The 19,417-nt window shown below is 61.4% G+C and carries 24 protein-coding genes and 1 riboswitch; of the genes, 19 read left to right on the top strand and 5 right to left on the bottom strand.

Annotation, left to right across the window (positions count from 1 at the left end):
* Positions 1 to 75: 75 nt before the first annotated feature.
* The 5 genes from ABSB13_RS06855 (at position 76) to ABSB13_RS06835 (ending at position 2,934) form a co-directional block, all read left to right on the top strand.
* Complete coding sequence (locus ABSB13_RS06855; protein WP_428106783.1) at positions 76 to 438, top strand: hypothetical protein; 363 nt, start codon at positions 76 to 78, stop codon at positions 436 to 438.
* Positions 439 to 487: 49 nt separating this feature from the next.
* Positions 488 to 1,369 (top strand): 3-hydroxybutyryl-CoA dehydrogenase, encoded by an 882-nt coding sequence (locus ABSB13_RS06850; protein WP_428106781.1) that lies wholly within the window; start codon positions 488 to 490, stop codon positions 1,367 to 1,369.
* 29 nt (positions 1,370 to 1,398) lie between these two features.
* Positions 1,399 to 1,632 (top strand): Lrp/AsnC family transcriptional regulator, encoded by a 234-nt coding sequence (locus ABSB13_RS06845; protein WP_331963785.1) that lies wholly within the window; start codon positions 1,399 to 1,401, stop codon positions 1,630 to 1,632.
* An 87-nt stretch (positions 1,633 to 1,719) separates the two neighbouring features.
* On the top strand, positions 1,720 to 2,214 hold the full coding sequence (locus ABSB13_RS06840; protein WP_428106779.1) for a GreA/GreB family elongation factor: 495 nt from the start codon (positions 1,720 to 1,722) through the stop codon (positions 2,212 to 2,214).
* A gap of 270 nt (positions 2,215 to 2,484) precedes the next feature.
* On the top strand, positions 2,485 to 2,934 hold the full coding sequence (locus ABSB13_RS06835; RefSeq protein WP_428106777.1) for a hypothetical protein: 450 nt from the start codon (positions 2,485 to 2,487) through the stop codon (positions 2,932 to 2,934).
* A 36-nt stretch (positions 2,935 to 2,970) separates the two neighbouring features.
* Here ABSB13_RS06835 and ABSB13_RS06830 read toward each other — a convergent pair whose 3' ends face one another.
* Positions 2,971 to 4,755: an AMP-dependent synthetase/ligase gene (locus ABSB13_RS06830; RefSeq protein ID WP_428106776.1), complete on the bottom strand. Its 1,785-nt coding sequence runs from the start codon at positions 4,753 to 4,755 to the stop codon at positions 2,971 to 2,973.
* Between the two features lie 341 nt (positions 4,756 to 5,096).
* Here ABSB13_RS06830 and coxB point away from each other — a divergent pair, with 341 nt between their 5' ends.
* The 10 genes from coxB to ABSB13_RS06780 all read left to right on the top strand — a co-directional run bounded on the left by coxB (position 5,097) and on the right by ABSB13_RS06780 (position 12,197).
* A complete protein-coding gene (gene coxB / locus ABSB13_RS06825; RefSeq protein ID WP_428106773.1) occupies positions 5,097 to 5,801 on the top strand; it encodes a cytochrome c oxidase subunit II in 705 nt (234 codons plus the stop codon).
* Positions 5,798 to 7,564, top strand: a complete 1,767-nt coding sequence (locus tag ABSB13_RS06820) for a cytochrome c oxidase subunit I (RefSeq protein ID WP_428106771.1) — start codon at positions 5,798 to 5,800, stop codon at positions 7,562 to 7,564. The genes coxB and ABSB13_RS06820 overlap by 4 nt, the downstream gene beginning before the upstream one ends.
* 6 nt (positions 7,565 to 7,570) lie before the next feature.
* Positions 7,571 to 8,566, top strand: a complete 996-nt coding sequence (locus tag ABSB13_RS06815; protein WP_428106768.1) for a COX15/CtaA family protein — start codon at positions 7,571 to 7,573, stop codon at positions 8,564 to 8,566.
* Positions 8,563 to 9,468 carry a heme o synthase gene (cyoE, locus tag ABSB13_RS06810; protein ID WP_428106767.1) on the top strand — a complete coding sequence of 302 codons (906 nt, stop codon included), beginning with the start codon at positions 8,563 to 8,565 and terminating at the stop codon, positions 9,466 to 9,468. Before ABSB13_RS06815 ends, cyoE begins: the two co-directional genes overlap by 4 nt.
* 8 nt (positions 9,469 to 9,476) lie before the next feature.
* Positions 9,477 to 9,599 carry a hypothetical protein gene (locus ABSB13_RS06805; RefSeq protein WP_428106765.1) on the top strand — a complete coding sequence of 41 codons (123 nt, stop codon included), beginning with the start codon at positions 9,477 to 9,479 and terminating at the stop codon, positions 9,597 to 9,599.
* 13 nt (positions 9,600 to 9,612) lie between these two features.
* A complete protein-coding gene (locus ABSB13_RS06800) occupies positions 9,613 to 10,260 on the top strand; it encodes a cytochrome c oxidase subunit 3 (RefSeq protein ID WP_428106763.1) in 648 nt (215 codons plus the stop codon).
* Positions 10,261 to 10,301: 41 nt separating this feature from the next.
* The gene (locus ABSB13_RS06795) at positions 10,302 to 10,562 is read left to right on the top strand and encodes a hypothetical protein (protein ID WP_428106760.1); all 261 of its coding nucleotides are present in this window, start codon (positions 10,302 to 10,304) and stop codon (positions 10,560 to 10,562) included.
* Positions 10,563 to 10,631: 69 nt separating this feature from the next.
* On the top strand, positions 10,632 to 11,255 hold the full coding sequence (locus ABSB13_RS06790) for a cytochrome c oxidase subunit 3 (RefSeq protein WP_428106759.1): 624 nt from the start codon (positions 10,632 to 10,634) through the stop codon (positions 11,253 to 11,255).
* A 47-nt stretch (positions 11,256 to 11,302) separates the two neighbouring features.
* Positions 11,303 to 11,701 carry a cytochrome C oxidase subunit IV family protein gene (locus tag ABSB13_RS06785; protein ID WP_428106756.1) on the top strand — a complete coding sequence of 133 codons (399 nt, stop codon included), beginning with the start codon at positions 11,303 to 11,305 and terminating at the stop codon, positions 11,699 to 11,701.
* Positions 11,702 to 11,726: 25 nt separating this feature from the next.
* Entirely contained in the window at positions 11,727 to 12,197 is a 471-nt protein-coding gene (locus ABSB13_RS06780; protein WP_428106754.1) for a DUF420 domain-containing protein, read from the top strand.
* A 255-nt stretch (positions 12,198 to 12,452) separates the two neighbouring features.
* Here ABSB13_RS06780 and ABSB13_RS06775 read toward each other — a convergent pair whose 3' ends face one another.
* The 4 genes from ABSB13_RS06775 to ABSB13_RS06760 form a co-directional block, all read right to left on the bottom strand.
* On the bottom strand, positions 12,453 to 13,061 hold the full coding sequence (locus ABSB13_RS06775) for a glutathione S-transferase family protein (protein WP_428106752.1): 609 nt from the start codon (positions 13,059 to 13,061) through the stop codon (positions 12,453 to 12,455).
* A 69-nt stretch (positions 13,062 to 13,130) separates the two neighbouring features.
* Positions 13,131 to 13,562: a hypothetical protein gene (locus ABSB13_RS06770; protein ID WP_428106751.1), complete on the bottom strand. Its 432-nt coding sequence runs from the start codon at positions 13,560 to 13,562 to the stop codon at positions 13,131 to 13,133.
* A 6-nt stretch (positions 13,563 to 13,568) separates the two neighbouring features.
* Positions 13,569 to 14,351, bottom strand: a complete 783-nt coding sequence (locus ABSB13_RS06765; protein WP_428106749.1) for an alpha/beta fold hydrolase — start codon at positions 14,349 to 14,351, stop codon at positions 13,569 to 13,571.
* Entirely contained in the window at positions 14,348 to 15,649 is a 1,302-nt protein-coding gene (locus tag ABSB13_RS06760; protein WP_428106747.1) for an LLM class flavin-dependent oxidoreductase, read from the bottom strand. Before ABSB13_RS06760 ends, ABSB13_RS06765 begins: the two co-directional genes overlap by 4 nt.
* Positions 15,650 to 15,864: 215 nt before the next feature.
* A riboswitch (cobalamin riboswitch) is annotated at positions 15,865 to 15,965 on the top strand.
* Between the two features lie 299 nt (positions 15,966 to 16,264).
* On the opposite strand from ABSB13_RS06760, the gene ABSB13_RS06755 reads away from it, so the two are divergent.
* The 4 genes from ABSB13_RS06755 to ABSB13_RS06740 all read left to right on the top strand — a co-directional run bounded on the left by ABSB13_RS06755 (position 16,265) and on the right by ABSB13_RS06740 (position 19,351).
* On the top strand, positions 16,265 to 16,960 hold the full coding sequence (locus ABSB13_RS06755; RefSeq protein ID WP_428106745.1) for an energy transducer TonB: 696 nt from the start codon (positions 16,265 to 16,267) through the stop codon (positions 16,958 to 16,960).
* 79 nt (positions 16,961 to 17,039) lie between these two features.
* Positions 17,040 to 17,564: a hypothetical protein gene (locus tag ABSB13_RS06750; RefSeq protein ID WP_428106742.1), complete on the top strand. Its 525-nt coding sequence runs from the start codon at positions 17,040 to 17,042 to the stop codon at positions 17,562 to 17,564.
* 117 nt (positions 17,565 to 17,681) lie between these two features.
* Positions 17,682 to 18,113 (top strand): GatB/YqeY domain-containing protein, encoded by a 432-nt coding sequence (locus tag ABSB13_RS06745; RefSeq protein WP_428106741.1) that lies wholly within the window; start codon positions 17,682 to 17,684, stop codon positions 18,111 to 18,113.
* Between the two features lie 80 nt (positions 18,114 to 18,193).
* Complete coding sequence (locus tag ABSB13_RS06740; protein WP_428106739.1) at positions 18,194 to 19,351, top strand: epoxide hydrolase family protein; 1,158 nt, start codon at positions 18,194 to 18,196, stop codon at positions 19,349 to 19,351.
* Positions 19,352 to 19,417: the final 66 nt, after the last annotated feature.

Raw genomic sequence — 19,417 nt, 5'->3', positions numbered from 1 at the left:
CTTTTGCGGGGATGCGGGCCCTGCGATGCATTCGGGGGCCGATGCGATGCGCACTTTGAGGCGGTTAATCTCCTGATGCGATGCGTCTATTGCAGCAAGCGCGCCGGTTTGATCCGCCGCGTCTGCACGCCGTGCGCGAAAGTAGTGGCGATCGTGGACCGCGCCGGCGGCGAAGTCGGATTGGTCGGGCTGGTCGATATTTTCGTGGAAGAGGGTCTCACGCGGGAGCAGGTCGATGTGGTGCTCGACACGCAAGTCGGCGCCGAGCCAACCATCCGCGACCGGCTTACCTCGAACATGACGAACTTCCTGATGCGCAACCTCGGGATGGCGGGGCGCCAGTCGCCCGAAGACGTAAGGAAGGTGCGCACCGCGATGCAAAGCGGTGGCGGCGCCGGCACCTGGGTCGGTGGCGAGGAGCCTCCAGGGCATCATTGATTATATCCGGCACCTCCAGTTCACGGCTGAATAGTTTTCGGAGAGACGAATGAGTTTGCAGCGGATCGGGGTAATCGGGGCAGGGCAGATGGGTGCGGGAATCGCGCAGGTCGCGGCGCAGGCGGGAATCGCGGTCCTGATGCACGATATCACGCCGGAGCTGTGCAAGCGCGGCGTCGATTCGATCGCGCGCAACCTGGATCGGATGGTCGAGCGGGGGCGCTTCAAGCCCGAGGAGCGCGATCGCGTGATGCGCCGTGTCGAGACGTCCACCAGGCTCGAGGATCTGGCCGCGCTCGGCTTCGTGATCGAGGCGGTGATCGAAAACGAAGACGCCAAGATCGCGCTGCTGCAGAAGCTCGACAAGATCTGTCCGCCCGAGACGATTTTCGCCTCGAACACGTCGTCGATTTCGATCACCAAAATGGGGGCGCGGACTTCACGCGCCGGCCGCGTGATCGGGATGCACTTTATGAACCCGGTCCCGGCGATGAAGCTGGTCGAGATCATTCGCGGGCTGGCCACCTCGGAAGCGACTTTTCAGCAGACGCGGGAGCTCGCCGAGCAGCTCGGCAAGACCACGATGACGGCGCAGGATTTCCCGGGATTCATCGTCAATCGCGTGCTGCTGCCGATGATCAACGAAGCGATTTACACGATGTACGAAGGCGTCGGCGGAGTAACCGATATCGACATCGCGATGAAGCTGGGCACCAATCAGCCGATGGGTCCGCTCGAGCTGGCGGATCTGATCGGGCTGGACACCTGCCTTGCGATCATGGAGGTGATGCATCGGGTGCTCGGCGACGACAAGTACCGTGCATGCCCGCTGCTGAAGAAGTACGTCGATGCCGGATACCTGGGCCGCAAATCAGGCCGCGGTTTTTATGTATATGATGAGAAGGGTACTTTGATTCCGCCACCGCGCTGAACGCGGGTGCGCGCCGGGAGGAAACCAGCATGTCCGTAAAGGCATTCATCCTGATCGACACGTCGCCGGGAAAGGCGCGCGAGGTTGCGGCCAAGATTCGAGGCGTGAGCGGCGTTTCGGTGGCGCATGCGGTCACCGGGCCGCACGACATCATCGCGATCGCGGAGGCCGCGGACGTGACCTCGCTCGGCGAGCTGGTGGTGCAGAAGATTCAGAGCGTGACCGGCGTCAATCGCAGCCTGACTTCAATCGTCGCGGATTGAAGCGCGCAAAAGAGATTGCGGCAGCGCTCATCGGCGCGGCGATGGTATCGAGCAGGAAAAAGATCGCATTGAGGAAGTAGTGTATCGATGGCTGAATTACCGGTAATCAAGCGGCTCAGAAAAGACCTCGACACGCTCAAGCGCGAACTCACCGTGGACCTGCCCAAGGAACTCGAGCGCGCGCGCGCTCACGGCGACTTGTCAGAAAACGCGGAATGGGCAATGGCCAAGCAGCGCCAGGAGTTCCTGCGCGCGCGGGTGGGCAACCTCGAGGCGCGAATCGTCGAGCTCACGATGATCGATCTCGAGACGATTCCGCGCGACACCGTCGGGCTGGGCAGCCGCGTGCGGCTCGAAGATCTCGATGAGGGCGGTATCGCGGAGTTCGAGATCGTCGTGCCGGAGGAAGTTGACGGCGCGCAGAACCGCATCTCGCTGTCGTCGCCGCTGGGCCGCGCGCTAATCGGCAAGGCGGCGCACGACGATATCGAAGTCGTCACGCCCAAGGGCAAGCGCGCGTACATGGTGAAGCAGCTTACGACGATCCACGCGCTGCTGGTCGTCGAGAACGGGACGAAGTAGAAGAGGAAGTTAATTGAAATGCGGGGCTCCTCGCCCCGCACCCCCGGCAGGGGTGACCCCTGCACGCAGTGATAAGAATCAAAGATGCGGGCTGGCCAATGGCTAGATAAAACAAATGGTAGCCAGCCGCTTATTCGGATGAACTCGCAATCGCAGCCTTCTCCCTGGCTAGCCGTGCCTTTGGGATTGTTATTTATTGGGGTCGGAGTTCTGCTTGGCATTGCAGCATACGGGAGATTCGGTTCCCCCCCGGCTGCCGCGGCCGGCCAGATGCCCGGATGGGTTGCGATTTGCATCCCGCTGCTGTTTGGGTTGAGCGGCGCGGCGATAATCGTGGGTTCGACGGTGGCCGGAGGTTCTGGACCAGACGGTAATTTGCCGGCCGACGCTCCGCTGTGGGCGCGGTTGACGCAATATTTGCTGGGACTGGCAATCGTAGGCTCGCTCGGATCGGTATTCTCCTGGGTTGCGTTCGGTTCCGGACCGCGCGCCTTCACCACGTCATCCTCGATATCCGCGGTGCATCCGGCGAACCCGACGACGGGCCGAATCGCGTTTGGCTTCGGCGCCGGCTTGATATGGATCATTTTTGCGGCGATCGCCATTACCGGAATGCGCCGGTTATTCAACGCGGGCAAAGGCGGAAAAGTCAGTTCGCGGCTCGCGACGATTCCCGGCAACGGCGGACGGCGCGACGGCGAAAACACACCGGGCGCATAATTCATTGCCCAGGTCAGTCCCGGAAAATTCGCCGGATCAATCGCCGAACATCGCGTCGATTTGCTCCTTGAAGTGCGCCTGAACGATTTTGCGGCGCACCTTGAGCGAGGGCGTCAGCTCGCCATTTTCCTGGGTGAACGGCTGCGCGATGATCGTGAACCCGACGATCGCTTCCACGTCCGAGAGCTGCTTGTTGATTTCGCGAATCCGCTGGTGCAGCAGCGCCTTCAACGCCGGCGATTTCGCCAGCGCGTCGGGGTTTTTCGGGTCGAGCTGGTTTTCGCTTAGAAACTGCGCCAGGTTTTCGTAGTCCGGCACCAGCAGCGCGGCGAGATGCTTGCGGCGGTCGCCGACCACGCAGGCTTGCGAGATGAATTTGTCGCCGACGAGCTTGCTCTCGACGTAGGCGGGCGACACGTTCTTGCCGCCCGACAGCACGATGATTTCCTTTTTGCGGTCGGTGATCGCGATGTAACCCTCGACGTCGATCTTCGCGATGTCGCCGGTATGGAGCCATCCATTTTCGTCGATCGCTTCCTTCGTGTCGGCCTCGAGCTTGTAGTAACCCCTCATGATGTTCGGCCCGCGCAGCAGCAACTCACCGTCGGGGGCCGTTTCAACCTGGATGTGCGCCAGCGGCTGGCCCACCGTGCCGATTCGGGTCTTGGCGTGCAGATTGCACGCGACGACGGGAGCCGCCTCGGTCAGCCCATATCCTTCGACGATTGGAATTTCGGCGGCGGACAGGAAGCGGTTGATCTCGGTCGGCAGCGGTGCGCCGCCGGAAATGAGGTAGCGCATTCGATTTCCGAAGATCGCGCGCACTCGTGCGAAGACCAGGCGCCTGAACAGCGCCATCGACAGCGCCAGCATGGGCGGAAGCGGTTTGCCGCGATGGCGATACTCAGCCGCTTGCTCGCCCGCCGCCAGCGCCATTTTGAATAGTCGTTGGCGTATCGGAGGCGAGGACTCCACCGTGCGCATCACGCGGCTATGTATCACTTCGAGCAGGCGGGGCACCGTGAGCACCACGGTCGGCTCGACCTCCAGCAGGTTCGATGCGATCTGCCCCAGACTCTCGGCAAACGCGATCGTCCCTCCCGCCATTGTCACGGTGTAGTAACCCGCGGTCCGTTCGAACGAGTGCGCGATCGGCAGATGCGACAGCGTCATGTCGGTGTTGTTGAGCGTGAGTGCGGCCAGCGAGTCTTCGCAGTTGGCCAGGATGTTGCCGTGCGAGAGCATCACGCCTTTGGGCGTGCCGGTCGTGCCCGACGTATAGATGATTGTCGCGAGGTCGTCGCTGCGGCCCTCGACGATGGCCGCCGGCGCATCGCCGCTCACCGACGCCATCGTGATGATGGCGGGCGTAGCGTCCGCGGCGGGAGCGGACTGCGCGCCGTGATCCATCGCGACAATTGCCGTGACCTCGGGAATCGAACTGCCCAGTCCGAGAATTTTCTTGATCATCTCGGGCCCCTTGGCCGCGACGATTTTCGCTCCCGAGTCGCTGATGACGTGTGCGGTTTCCTCGAGTCCGCTGGTGGTGTAGAGCGGCACGACGATCGCGCCGAGACCCAGGATGGCCTGATCGGCGACGATCCATTCGGGGCAATTGTCCGAGAGGATCGCCACGCGATCGCCGGGGCGCACGCCCAGGCTGAGCAGACCGGCGCGAAGCTTTCCCGCAGCGTCGGAGATTTCGGTCCACGAGTGGTCGGTCCAGACTTTACCGGGCTTGTCCCTTAAGAATGCGCGCGCACCGTACTTGTGCGCGCGTGCCTCGAAGACCTGGGAAATCGTCGCCTCGCGATCAGCCATAAGAAATAAAAACCTCCTCTCCCCCGACTAGCCGTTGTAGCCCAAAGATTTGCTGGCGCCAATCGCGCGCCCATACCTGATGACCGGACGCGCGCCCGATGCGCTCATGGGACCACGACGCGCTTGAATTAACCAGCGAAATGTAGTGTTATGAGCGGCCATCAAGCGGGCGTATCGGTGGGTCGACAAAGATTTTCATTCCACTAATCGTTGCGCTAACGGGCATAATCACACTCAATTCATGAATCGGACGGTTTTGGAACGTTGCATCAGCCGCCTTGATCGGCGCGGCGAATGCTCGTCCGGAATTTACCCATTGATAGCGCAGAGGTGACGCGTCGATGCTCGAGTATCTGTATTTTCCGCACGACATCTCGACCTTCGGTCCCCAGATCGATCGGCTCTTCTTGCTGATCTTCTGGCTGGTGCTGGTGGTTTGGACAGCGGTGATGATCACGATGGTGGTCTTCATGATTCGCTATCGCGCGCGGCCCGGCCGCAAGGCGGAATATATTGAAGGCAATTCGCGTCTCGAGATCATCTGGACCACGGCGACCGCCGCGATCCTGATCGTTCTGGCGTTTATGAGCCGCTCGACGTGGGCTGATATCAAGGAGCATGGGCCTCCGGGAGATGTGTTCTACGCGGCGACCGGGAAGCAGTTCAACTGGGAATTCACTTATCCGGGGCCCGACGGCAAACTCGGCACCAAGGACGACATCATCGTCGAGAACGAGCTGCACGTGCCGGTCAACAAAGTGGTGCGGATCGATTTGACCTCGAAAGACGTCATCCACAGTTTTTACCTCCCGAACATGCGCCTGAGGCAGGATGCGGTACCGGGCCGCATCATCCACGTCTGGTTCGAGGCGACCGAAACCGGGCAATACGAAATTCCGTGCTCGCAGCTGTGCGGCTTCGGGCATTCGGGGATGAAGGGCAACCTGACGGTCCAGTCGCAGGAGGATTTCGACAAGTGGCTCAAAGACCTGTATGCAAACCCGCCTTCGCCGCCCTCGCCGACCGAAGGAGCTAGCCCAAAGTGAGCAGCACGGCAGCGGTTGCGACACACGGCGCACATGCGGAGCCTCATGCGCTCGGCTTTTGGCGCACGTATATCTTCTCCGAAGATCACAAGATGATCGGCAAGCAGTTCCTGTTCATGGCGCTGTTCATGATGGCGATCGGCGGCCTGATGGCGATGCTGATGCGGTGGGAACTGGCGTGGCCGGAGACCCAGGTGCCTGGATTTGGCTGGGTGCCCGAACCGTTCATGTACGAGGGCGCGATTCCGCCCAATACTTACAACGCGATGTTCACGATGCACGCCACGATCATGATCTTCTTCGTGGTGATGCCGATCCTGGTCGGATGTTTCGGCAACTTCCTCATCCCGCTGATGATCGGCGCGCGCGACATGGCGTTCCCCAAGCTGAACATGCTGTCGTTCTGGTTCGGCGCGCTCGCGGGCGTGATCCTGCTTTCCTCGTTCTTTGTAACTGGCGGTCCTGCGGCCGCGGGATGGACCTCGTACGCTCCCCTGAGCGCAGTGCCAATCTACACCGGCGTCGATTGGGGCCAGAACTTATGGTGCATCAGCATCATCGTGCTCGGCGCCTCGTCGCTGATGGGCTCGATCAATTACATCACCACGATCGTCAACATGCGCACCAGGGGGATGTACTTCTTCCGCCTGCCGCTGACGATCTGGTCGCTGTTCATCACGGCGATTCTGCTGCTGCTCGCGCTTCCGGTGCTGACCACGGCGATCGCGCTCCTGCTGTTCGATCGCCTGGGCGGCACTCATTTCTTTCTGCCCTCGGGTGGCGGAGAGCCGCTGCTGTGGCAGCATCTGTTCTGGTTTTTCGGCCATCCTGAGGTTTACATCATGATCCTGCCCGCGATGGGGATCGCCTCCGAGGTCATCGCGACGTTTTCGCGCAAGCCCATCTTCGGATATCGCGCGATGGCGTATGCGATGATCGCGATCGCGGGCCTGTCGTGGGTCGTGTGGGGCCATCACATGTTCGTGTCGGGGATGGATCCGGTGCTCGGCAGCAGCTTCATGATCACCACGATGATCATCGGAGTGCCGTCGGCGATTAAGACTTTCAACTGGCTCGGCACGCTCTACAAGGGCAACATCCATTACACGGCGGCGATGATGAACGCGCTGGCGTTCGTCGCGATGTTCGTGATCGGCGGAATGTCGGGAATCTGGATGGCGTGCACGCCGGTGGACATGTACATCCACGATACTTACTTCATCGTCGCGCATATTCACTACGTACTGTTCGGCGGCAGCCTGTTCGGGGTATTCGCGGGAATTACCTATTGGTATCCCAAGATGTTCGGCCGCATGATGAACGAGACGCTGGGCAAGATTCACTTCTGGATCACCTTCGTGGCGTTCAATTGCACCTTCTTCCCGATGCACATTCTGGGGATGGCGGGACACATGCGCCGGATTTACAATCCGCAGCAGTACGACTTTTTGAAGCCGATCATCCCGATAAACGAATTTATTTCGATCAGCGCTTTCGTGCTCGGCGCCGCGCAGTTCCTGTTGCTGGCCAATATCATCTGGAGCTATTTCAAGGGCGCCAAGGCCACTGAGAATCCGTGGTACGCCAATACTCTGGAGTGGACGACGCCTTCGCCGCCGCCGCACGGCAACTGGCCCGGACCGGTGCCGATCGTTTACCGCGGACCGTACGAATACAGCACGCCCGGGATTGCGGAGGATTATCTGCCGCAATCGCAGTTGCTCGAACACTCGACGGGCGCGGCCAACAAGCGAACGCACTAACAGCGAATGAATCAGTCGCAGTTGTCAGCCGGAGATGAGAGGACGCGCGGATTGCATCGCTTTGCGATGTTGACCGCGGCCGCGACTTTTTGCCTCATCTTCGTCGGTGGACTCGTCACCTCGACGGGTTCCGCGCTTGCCGTGCCGGACTGGCCGCTGGCGTTCGGCAAACTCATCCCGGCGTGGGAGGGCGGCATCCGTTTCGAATTTGGCCATCGCGTGGCTGCCGGAACAGTCGTAATTCTTACGCTGGTGCTGATGGCGTGGGCATGGCGCACCGAGCCGCGGCGATGGGTCCGCAAGCTGGTCGTGGTGGCGTTCCTGCTGATCGTCGTGCAGGCCGTGCTTGGCGGAATCACCGTGCTGTTCGAGTTGCCGCTGGCGATCGCGGTTGCGCACGCCGCTACGGCCCAGGCGCTGTTGTGCCTGATGGTATCGATCGCTATTTTCACCAATCCGTGCTGGAGCACGACCCCGCACGTCGATGATCCGCCGTCACGAATCCAGTTGCCTGCGCTTGCCGCCGCGACGACCGCCGTCATTTACCTGCAAATTCTGGTCGGCGCGCTGATGCGCCACATGAGCGCCGGGCTGGTAATCCCCGATTTTCCGCTTTCGTTCGGCTATCTGGTGCCGCCGTACTGGGACCCGTACATCGCGGTTAATTTTGCGCATCGATGCGGTGCGGTGGTTGTCACCGCGATGATTTATTGGACGGTCGCGCGTGTGCTACGGACGCATCGTGAGGTCGGCGCGCTGCGCCGCCCCGCGATCGGGTTGTTCGTGCTGTTGATTATCCAGATTGGTCTCGGTGCGTTCACCATCTGGAGCGAGCGCGCGGTGATCCCGACCACCAGCCACGTCGCGGTCGGCGCCGCGGTTCTGGCGACCAGCCTGACGCTGACGCTGCGTGCCTATCGCATCCTCTCCGCGCCGCCGCGCGCCCATGCGATCGAGTCGCATGCGAGTTCGCGCGTAATCGAACGGCAGGTGACCGCGTGAATGCCAAAGTGGCGATCGCTGAATCCGCGCTGACGCTGCCACACGGCCGCGTGAGCGATTATTTCGAACTGACCAAGCCGCGCATTGTCCTGATGGTGCTGGTCACGACGCTGGCCGGTTTCTATCTGGGTGGGCGCACGGGATTCGATGTTACGCTCGCGCTGAATCTGCTGGCGGGTACCGCCCTGGCAGCCGGCGGGACGCTGGCGCTCAATGAGTACGTCGAGCGCGACACCGACGCGATGATGGACCGCACGCGCCATCGTCCGCTGCCCGACATGCGGATGCGCCCGGCCGAAGCGCTGGTGTTCGGCGTGACCGCGACGGCCGCCGGCCTGGTTTACCTGACGCTGGCGACGAACCTGGCCTGCGCCGCGGTGATCGCCGCAATCACGACCGTTTATCTCGGCGTGTACACTCCGCTGAAGCGATACACCTGGATGTGCAACGTCGTCGGCGCGGTTTCCGGCGCTCTCCCGCCAGTGGCGGGATGGGCGGCGGCGCGCGGCGGGCTGGGCTTGGAGCCGATCGTGCTGTTTGCGATCATGTTCCTGTGGCAACTGCCGCATACGTTTGCGGTTGCGCGACTGTTCCGGACCGATTACGCCCGCGCCGGCATCCGGCTGCTTCCGGATGATACTGCGCGCGGCGGAAATCCTTCGAATCTGGTCGTAATTGCGGGGTGCCTCGGACTCGTCGCGGTGGGAATCATCCCGACCATGCTTGGCTTTGCTGGAATCCCTTACATGGTAATCGCATCCGCGCTTGGCCTGGGCATGTTGATGTTTGGATTTGTGATGATCCGTTCGCCCGGCAATACGCGGGCGGCGCGCCGGTTGTTGCTCGCGTCGCTGGTTTATTTACCCATCGTGTGGCTGGTGCTCGTGCTGGATCGCGTGTGAGAACCGCCGTGGCTGACCTGGTAAAGCGCGAGGAGCGCAAAGAGGAAATCTGGCGGACGCTGAAGATACTGGTCGGCGTGATGCTCCTGCTGGTAGCGGTCTCGGTCGTGACGATTCTGGTGAAGCATTGATATGACGCCCCGCATGACAGCATCGACCGCGAAAGTACTGCCGCTGGTGGCGCCGATCCGGCGCAGCCGATCGTCGGGCTCGAGCGCGGCCGGCGATCAGAGCGAGCGTCCCTTCATCAGCAGCGCGATGCTCGCGATCATGATGTTGATCGCGTCGGAGATGATGCTGTTCAGCGGTCTGATCGGGTCATTCCTGATCTTCCGCCTCCAAGCGGCCTTCTGGCCGCCGCCAGCGCTGCCGCGCCTGCCGATTGCGGTCACCTGGGTAAACACCTTCGTGCTGTTATCGAGCGCGCTCACGATGACGCTTGCGCTGCGCGCGGCGCATCGCAGCCGCCAGCGCCTGCTGCGCCGTTATCTATTGGCAACGCTCGCGCTGGGCGTGACGTTTCTTGCGGTGCAGGGCAGCGAATGGGTGCGGCTGGTCGCGCACGGCCTCAAGCTTTCCAGCGGGGTGTACGGCGGCACGTTTTATTTGCTGATCGGATGCCACGGCGCGCACGTGACGGCCGGGGTCATTTGGCTCGCGTGCGTGGCGATGGCTGCGATGGGCGGCAGGTACAACGCGCGCAACGCCGGCGGGATTGAGGTATGCGCGGTGTACTGGTATTTCGTCTGCGCGGTCTGGCCGCTGCTGTTTGGGCTCGTGTATCTGATGTAGTTTTGGGCGTGTGGCAAACGTGGCAGTGAAGAAGTGAAAAAATGAAAAAAAGACATCTCAAGGCCGCCGCCATAACGATAGCGGCTGCGATTGTCGCGGCGGCCCCGCGGCTGGCGAACGCGTGCGCGACCTGCGGGCTGTCGGATGACAGTCACGCGCTCCATGCGTACAAGAGCAGCGTGCTGTTCATGCTGGCGTCGCCGTATGTCTCGTTTGCCGCAATCGGCGGGATTACTTACTTCGTTTATCGGCGCTCAATCCGCCGCGGCGATTCAACTCCGCCGACGATCACGAAGCGCTGATTGGCGACGAGGGTAGTCATTTCAAGTGAGTATTGCCTATAGCCATTTGCCCCGAAGAGGATGGTTGCGATGAGCGAGGCCGCTGCAGCAGAGACCCACGATCACGGTGCGCTACCCGTCGATCAGCTGGAACCGTCGCTTACCCCGGGAAATCTCGGCAAGCTCGGGATGTGGACGTTCCTGGCCGGCGACGCAATGACTTTCGGCGCCGGAATCGCAGCCTACGGCGCGCTGCGCATCAACAATCCGAACTGGCCGACGCCTGCCGACTACCTCGGCATCACCACCACCGCGATAATGACGTTCATCCTGATCTGCTCGAGCGTCACGATGGTCGAGGCGCTCGACGGCATTCAACACGGGATGCAGTCGAAGTTCCGGATGTTCATGGGGCTGACCGTGCTTGGCGGGATCCTGTTTCTTGGGATGCAGGCGTTCGAGTGGCATCACCTGATCGTCGAGAAAGGGATGTCGACGCAGCGCGACCTGTTCGACGCGACCTTCTTCATCCTGACCGGCTTTCACGGCTGTCACGTTTTCGGCGGCGTGGTGTACAACAGCGTGCTGCTGATTCGCGGAATGATGGGCAAGATAACGCAGGCGAAAGCCGGCCTGGTCGAGATCGCGGGCCTGTACTGGCACTTCGTTGACCTGGTCTGGATACTGATCTTCACGTTCATCTACCTGATTTAAGGCGCCAGTTTTTACAACGACTACGGTCTGGAGATGAAATTCAAGCCATGACGACGCAAGCGGCGACTGGGGCGTACGAGGTTGAGCATAGTGGGCCGAACTACATTGCGGTCTTTATCTACCTGGCGGTTTTGACCGGCATCGAGCTGGGCGTGTATGCGATGGGCCTGCCGCACGTCGCCAAAGTCGGCCTGCTGATCGCGCTGGCGTGGGCAAAGGCCGTGCTGGTGGCGATGTACTTCATGCATCTGGCGATGGAAAAAAAGGCGCTGGCGATCATCGCGATAATTCCGGTGGTGCTGGTCACCTTTCTGTGCTTCATGCTGCTGCCCGATCTGACGACGCGGATGTGGACGAAGTTCGATCACAAGATCAAGGTGACGAATCCGGCCGAGATGGGTGCGAATCCGATCGCACCGCCGCCCATGCAAGTGCCGCAGAAATAGAACAGTGAAAAACCTGGCAACCTGATTGGATTCCTACCATTCGCTGGCCCCGCTCAACGCGATCCTCAACGGATGCGCGACGGTTCTGCTGCTCGCGGGATTCATCTTCATCAAGAACGGATGGGTGCGAGCGCATCGCGCATGCATGCTCGCCGCGATGGGTTTTTCCGCCGCTTTCCTGACCTCATATCTCGTCTATCACTACAACGTTGGCAACGTGCACTTCAGCGGCGAGGGGTGGGTTCGCTCGCTGTACTTCGCGATTCTGATTCCGCACGTGACCCTGGCCGGCGTAATCGTGCCGCTTATATTCGCGACGATTTGGTTCGCGCTGCGCGGCAAGTTCAGCCGCCATCGGCGAATCGCGCGATGGACCTGGCCGCTGTGGATGTACGTGTCGGTGACCGGAGTGATTGTTTACCTGATGCTGTACCGGATCTACCCGCCGATATATCCGCCGATGGCGGCGGCCGTCGCGCAATCCGCTTCGCGCTGAAAAAATCGGGGCGGTCCGCGTCATGCGAACCGCCCCAATCTCCGGTCAGGCTTCGATGAAACGAATCGGCGCTAGCAGGCTGTTGAAAAAGTAATTTTCAACGCCTGCTCCCTCTCTCTTGTCTCCCCCAAAGGGGGTTTTTTACTGGTCTCCCCCTTTGGGGGAGATGTTGTAGGTAAGAAGCCATCTTTTACGCAGGGTGTTGAATAGTTCAAGACCCGAACTGCCCTTCGATTTGAGTTATTCAACACCCTGCTAGGCCTTGGCGCTGGGACGGCTCGATACCGCCTGATGCCATCGCGCGAGGTTCTTCTGATTGTCCTCGACCTTGATTCCGGTCAGCCGGCCGAAATCGATTCCGATCAGCGCCGTGATGTCCGCAATCGTGTAGCGCGGTCCCGCGATGAATTCGCGATCGGCGAGCACCGTGTCGAGCCATTCCAGCCGTTTGAGCGCCGCGGTTCGACAGATCTCGCCGTATTCCTTGACTTGCGGGATGCGTCCCTTGAAGAAATCGCTGGTGTTGCGGAACGCGCCCGCCGTCATCATCAAGATCTCGAACTCCATCCGCCGGTTCCACATCTCGACGACGGCCTTGTCCTTTGCATCCACGCCCATCAGGCGCGGCTCGGGCTTGGTTTCCTCGAAGTAGCGGCAAATCGCGACCGACTCCGCGATCCGAGTGCCGTCGTCAAGTTCGAGCACGGGCACCCCGCCCATCGGATTAATTTTCAGGAACTCGGGCTTGCGATTTTCGGCAGTGGCAAGATCGATCTGCTGGTAAGGAACGTTGATGCCTTTTTCCGCGAGAAAGACGCGCACGCGGCGTGGATTGGGAGCCATGGTGAATTCGTAAATTTTCATAGTTGCAATTTAAAACTGTGCCGTGTCTCAGTCAACTCCAAAAAATTATTGCGCTCAGCCGTGCGACGGTCAGCTCAGCCGCTCGCGATGCCAGGCGAGATAGATCGCGGTGCCGATCGAACCGATCAGCGCGATCGCAAGATAGCCCACGATGAACGGAATCGATCGAGGCCCCGGCGGTTGCGTGTACCAGAACAGCACCAGGTTGTAGGGGACGTAAAACGCATAGACGATCGCAAGCGGCAGCACCCACGCGCGCAAGTGCCAGATGCCGTGGGCGTAGATGAGCAACACGACGCCGAACAACGGACCGAGCACGAGGTTGTTCGCGACGCCGTGGAACTTGTGACCGAAGACCACCAGGCCGCCTACCGCTGGATTGTTCGCGAATTGGAGCGCCTTGGTGAAATCGGAAAGTGCCAGGACGACAAACAGCACCGTCATCACGGTAAGGAACCATCCAAGCGGCGCGCGAGCGGAATCCGACGTTTCATTTGCCATGCGGGGTCAACCCTTGAGGAATTTTACGATGGCGCCGACCAGCGCGTCGCGCTGCTCGTACATCACCATGTGGCCTGCATTCCTGATTATCTCGAGCTTGCTGTTCTTGATGCGGCTGGTGAACTCCCTGGCATAGGCCGGCGCAATCAACTTGTCGTCGTCGCCCCACAGGAGCAGGGTTGGCGCGTGAATGCGGTAGGCGCGCTTCTTGAGGCCGCGGTCGGGGATCGGCCACAGAAATTTGCCGGCCGTCGCCAGCCGTTTCACCCGCTCGACGTACATCGTTTCGAGCGCTTTGAAGTCCGACGGTATCGCGGTCATCATTTGCGCCGCGGGCGAATTGGGATCGTGGAACAGCAGCCCCGCAATCTCGGTAAGCTGCGCCGCGAACAGGTCGGGGATCGGCACTTCGTCGATCCAGAAACCGGCCGGCGCGATCAGCACCAGCTTTTTTGCGCGATGCACGTCGAACGCCGCGACCTCCGCCGCCAGCATCCCACCCATCGAATGGCCGACGAGGTTGGCGGTCGGGATGCCGAGTTCATCCATCAACTCGTGATAGAACAGCACCGCGTCCGCGATGTCGTCGATATGCTCGATCCCCGTGGATTCGCCGTAGCCGGGGAAATGCGGCGCATAGACTTTGAAGTGTTTGCCGAGATCCTCCAGGAACGGCTCGACGGGCATCAGTCCACCAGCGCCGTGCAGATATAGGAGGGGCTCGCCGCTCCCATAGACCTGCATCTCGAGCGAGAACTTTCCGTTTAGAAGTTTCTGCGTCGTGTTCATTTCGCGCTGCGCCCCTCCGCCGCGCCCACCGATCCCGCGCGCGGCTTGCCGTTGACTTCGGTCTTCTGGAAATGGACGGCGGCCGGCATCGCGATCTCATCTTGCGCCATCCGCTTTGGCGACCACTTGTCCTCAAAGCCACTCCATAGGTCGCGCAGGTGCGGCATGACCTCGGTGGCGAACAGGCTGGTGCTCTTGCGCACCAGTTCCGGAGGCATCGAGCCAACTTGCATGATCATCATCAGATGCCCGCAGTTGAGCGACTTCATCGCCTCGCGCAGACGGTCGCGCACCGTCTTGGGCGATCCCGCAATCACGAAGCCCTGATCGACGAAGTCCTTCCAATCGAGACCTTCACGCTGCATCGATGCCTGCGCGCCGACCTGGCCCAGCATTCCAGCCTTGATCGTCTTCACCGTGCGATAGCCCGGCGCGTCGGCGAATCCGTTATAGACGTGCAGGCATCGGTTGTAGAAGTAATCCATGTGCGGGGCGTAGTCCTTCTCCGCCTGCTCGTCAGTCTCCGAAACCGCGACGACCTGCGCGAAGCCAAGGCTGTAAGGATTCAACTCCTTGTTCTTCTTCGCCATCACTTCCCAATAGCCGTCGGCGACCTTCTTGCCCGCGATGTAGCCGAAGTAGGAAAGGAAGCTGTACTGATAGCCGTGGTCGGCGCAGAAGTCGTAGGTCTCGACCGAGCCGCCGCCCGGAATCCAGATAGGAGGATGCGGCTGCTGGAGCGGTCTTGGCCATAGGTTGACGTAGCGCAGCTTGGTGAACTTGCCGTTGAACGAGAAGACATCCTTCGCGGTCCACGCCTTGATGATCAGGTCGTGGGCCTCGTAGTACTTCTCGCGAATCGTGGCCGGGATCTCGCCGTAACAGAAGTTGGTATCCATCGAGGTGCCGACCGGGAATCCCGCGACCAGCCGGCCGCCCGAGATCACGTCGAGCATCGCGAATTCCTCGGCGACGCGAATCGGCGGATTGTAGAGCGCGATCGAGTTGCCGAGCACGACCAGGCTGGCGTTGCGCGTGCGCCGGCTGAGCGCCGCCGCCATGATATTCGGCGACGGCATCAGCCCGTACGCGTTCTGATGATGCTCGTTGACGCCCAGCCCGTCGAAGCCCATCGCGTCGGCGTATTCGAGCTGATCGAGGTAGTCATTGTAGAGGCGATGCCCGACTTTCGGATCGTACAAGTCGCGCGGAATATCAACCCACACGCTGTGATACTTTTGCTTGAAGTCTTCGGGCAGGAATCGGTACGGCATCAGATGGAACCAGGTAAACTTCATAAGCCTTTCTCCTTCGTGGCATTAGGCCGGATCGCTCCCGTCGCGATTACACGGGGGCAGCAACGCCGGCCTGCTGCCGCTTCGAGTCTTTCCCGATTGCCTGAAAAGTGTCAAACGGCGCAAACGGCGGCGTCACTTCGAGATGCTGCGGTGGTCGAAGAGCCCAACGGTTGACATGGCGCTCAAGCCGCGTAGTGTTCATTGAGAATCGCCCGGGGAAGCCGGTGAGAGACCGGCGCTGCCCCGCAACTGTAAGGCTGAGCGCCGCCACGAAAGGCGAAGAATCAAATCGCGGCGCTCGTCGAGTCAGGCGACCGGGTGAATCGATGGAGCCGAAGGAACCTTCGCGGGAGAGGGAGGCTTCAGGAGTCTTTTCAGTGACTACTGCCGGCGCCGTACTGCCGCGTAGTCGTTCGTCGCTCCTGGCCGCTTCCATTCCGATCCGCGAAGCTTCGGCCGGGCTGGGCGACGTTGGACGAACAGAACAAATCGCAATCTTCCTACGATGCGACCGGGGCGCGCCCGGGTCGTCATGTGGCGTCGTTTGCAGCTTCGATAGCGGCTCACGCGGCAATTGTCGGTTTGATCTTGTTTTTTGCGTCGCCAGTGGCGAGGGTGCCTGGCGATTGGGTTCTCGCCTATCTCGTCGAGGGGACAGAAGACGCTGCGGGACGCGGCGGCGCGCGCGCTGGCGCGGGCGCCGCCGCTGGCGCCGCGTCGATTCATGTGGCGACGCGGCCGGCACCGCCGCGGGCCGCTCGCAAGCCGCGACCCCGGATGGAAGAACCGGATTCCGAAGTCGCTAGTCTGGCTCCGGTGCGCTCGGTCGCGCCCGCGCGATCGGCAGATTCGGAGCATGACGAGCATTCGCACAGTCGTGACGACTCACCGGGCGGCGCGTCTGGTGCTTTTTCGGCGGCCGTCGGCGCCGTCGGCACCGCCGCGGGACCAGGCGGCGGAGCAGGGGCAGGTGCCGGCAACGGCGACGGCGGCAATGGCAACGGCAACGGCGGCGATCCAAATTCGATCGCCCACGCCGATTACGCGAGAAATCCTCCCCCCGCTTACCCTGCCGTCGCGCGGCGACGCGCCGAGCAGGGTACCGTGACAGTTAGCGTGCTGGTCGGCGCTGACGGTTCCGTCGAGCGCGCCGAAGTTGCGGATTCGTCGGGTTTCGACACTCTCGACGCCGCTGCGCTGGAAACAGTTCGGTCGCGATGGCGGTTTGTGCCGGCCCGCCACGGCGGAATTGCCGTCGAGAGCTGGGTCCTGGTGCCGATACGCTTTGCGCTGATTGAGGCAAAGCGCTGAGCTTGTCATTTTTCGCTGTCGCAGTCGTGCTAATCCGCAGAAGCCGTGATATAAGCCGAAGCCGAGGAGGGTAGGAAAGATGGCTGCGAAACCATGTACTGCTCTGGTGGCGGCGGGGCTGATTGTCGCGGCGATTCTTGCGCCCAACAGCGCACGCGCGATCGAAGTCAAGAAGGACCTTTACATCAACAGCGGCGCTGCCGGTTCGGGGGCTGCCGGTCCCACTGCTAACGGTCCCGCCAAAGAGAATCCCATTCCCAAGGCGCAGCAACAGGCGCTGAGCGATACTATCGCGAGCGAATCCGATAGCTACCTGGGTGACGAGAGCGAGAAGAAGGCGTCGGGCAAGCCGTACGTCGATCTCGAGCACGCAAAGTTCTTGTATCTGCCGACGATGAAGGAGGGACACTGGACCGTGCTCGCGAAGCTGCAGGCGGCCGAGTACACGCCCTCCAAGAGCGGCGAGGGCAAAGGCAGGGCGACGGGCAAGCAAAAGATATTGGTATTCACCTACCGTCTCGACGGTAGCAAGTGGACCGAAGTCGAACCTCCGAAGTGGCAAGATGTCGACACCAAGGGCACGGCGACGGCAGCGCATAAGTAGCTTTTCAGTGACGCGGACTTACTTCGCGTCACTGATTGCGCGAACCGCAATTGCCCCCACGCCGGCCGCGTTGGGTTTGATCGCTACGGCGCGAAGTAGATTCGCGTCACTGAAAAAATGAAGAGCAAGATTCAGGACGATCTCAAGGCCGCGATGAAGAGCGGCGACAAGCTGCGCATGATGGCGTTGCGCGGCGTGTTGTCCGAAATTTCGCGGCTGGAAAAAGACGTTCGCCGCGACCCCAACGACGCCGAGATCCTGCAAATAATCAAGCGCGAGCGGGCCAAGCGCGAAGAATCGCTGGAATTTGCGCGCAAAGCGGGCCGCCAGGACCTGATCGAGCAGAACGAGACCGAGGCCAGGGTCCTCGAATCGTATTTGCCCGCCGCGGCCTCGCCCGATGAAGTGCGCGCGGAAATTGCGGCTGCGATTGCGGCGGGCGCGTCGCAGATAGGCCCGATCATGAAGGCGCTGCGCGACAAGTTCGGCGCCGGCCTTGACGGCAAAACCGCCAGCGAGCTTGCCAAGGAAGCGCTCGCGAAGAAGTAGGATCGGAGGCATTTGCGCGACGGTTTCACGCGCGCGGCGACCGGCGCGCGTGAGTCTCAGGAGTGGCCGCGGAGGTTCTCATGGGCGGTGGCAAAATCGAGCCGTTCCGCGTCGAGGTGCCCGACGAAGTGCTCGCCGACTTGCGCGCGCGGCTCAATAACACGCGCTTTCCCGACGAGGTTCCCGATACCGCGTGGGAGTATGGAACCAATCTCGCCTACCTCAAGGAACTGGTCGAGTACTGGCGAACCAAATACGACTGGCGCGCGCATGAGCGCGAAATCAATCGCTTCGCGCATTTCAAGGCGCGCGTTGACGGGCTCGGAGTTCACTTCATTCACGAAAAGGGCAACGGGCCCAATCCCAAGCCGATCCTGCTGATTCATGGATGGCCGGGATCGATCTGCGAGTTTATGGAACTAATCCCGATGCTCACCGATCCGGCGGCGCACGGCGGCGACCCAAAAGATTCGTTCACCGTGATCGCGCCGTCGATCCCCGGCTATGGGTTTTCGGACCGTCCGCGGGCTCGGGCGATGAATATCCAGGCGATGGCGGAGATGCTTCACAAGCTGATGACCGAAGTGCTGGGCTACCGGCGCTACGCGGTGCAGGGCGGAGACTGGGGCGCTGCGATCGCGTCGCGAATCGGCGAAGTGCACGCCGACAGCGTCTTCGGCATCCATCTCAACATGATTGCGATCGGGCCCGCCGAAGGACGCAACGCGCCCGAGCTTACGCCCGAAGAGAAAGTGTTTCTCGGCGACATGGAAAAATTCCGCACCGCCGAGACCGGATACCAGTGGATCCAGGGCACCAAGCCGCAGACGCTCGCCTACGGGCTGAACGATTCACCGGCCGGACTGGCGGCGTGGATCGTCGAGAAATTCCGCACCTGGAGCGACTGTCACGGCGACGTCGAGCGGAGCTTCACCCGCGACCAGCTGTTGACCAACGTGATGATCTACTGGGTCACGCAGACGATCAATTCCTCGACGCGGTTGTACTACGAAGCGCGCCATCATCCGTGGCGGCTCAAGCCCGGGACGCGAATCGAGGCGCCCACCGGAGTCGCGATGTTCCCGGCGGAGCTGGTGCGTCCGCCGCGGCATTGGGCCGAGCGCGCGTACAACGTGCGGCGATGGACCGCGATGCCCAACGGCGGGCATTTCGCCGCGATGGAGCAGCCGCAGCTGCTGGCCGCCGACATTCGCGAATTTTACCGGGAGTTGAGCTGAGCGCGGGCTTGCCTGGCGCGCTCACGCGGACGCGGCTTCGTCGAACTTGACCAGGTCCGCGTAGAG

Source organism: Binatus sp. (SeqCode), assembly GCF_050013435.1.
Lineage (GTDB): Bacteria > Desulfobacterota > Binatia > Binatales > Binataceae > Binatus.
This window is presented reverse-complemented; position numbering and strand designations above follow the sequence as displayed.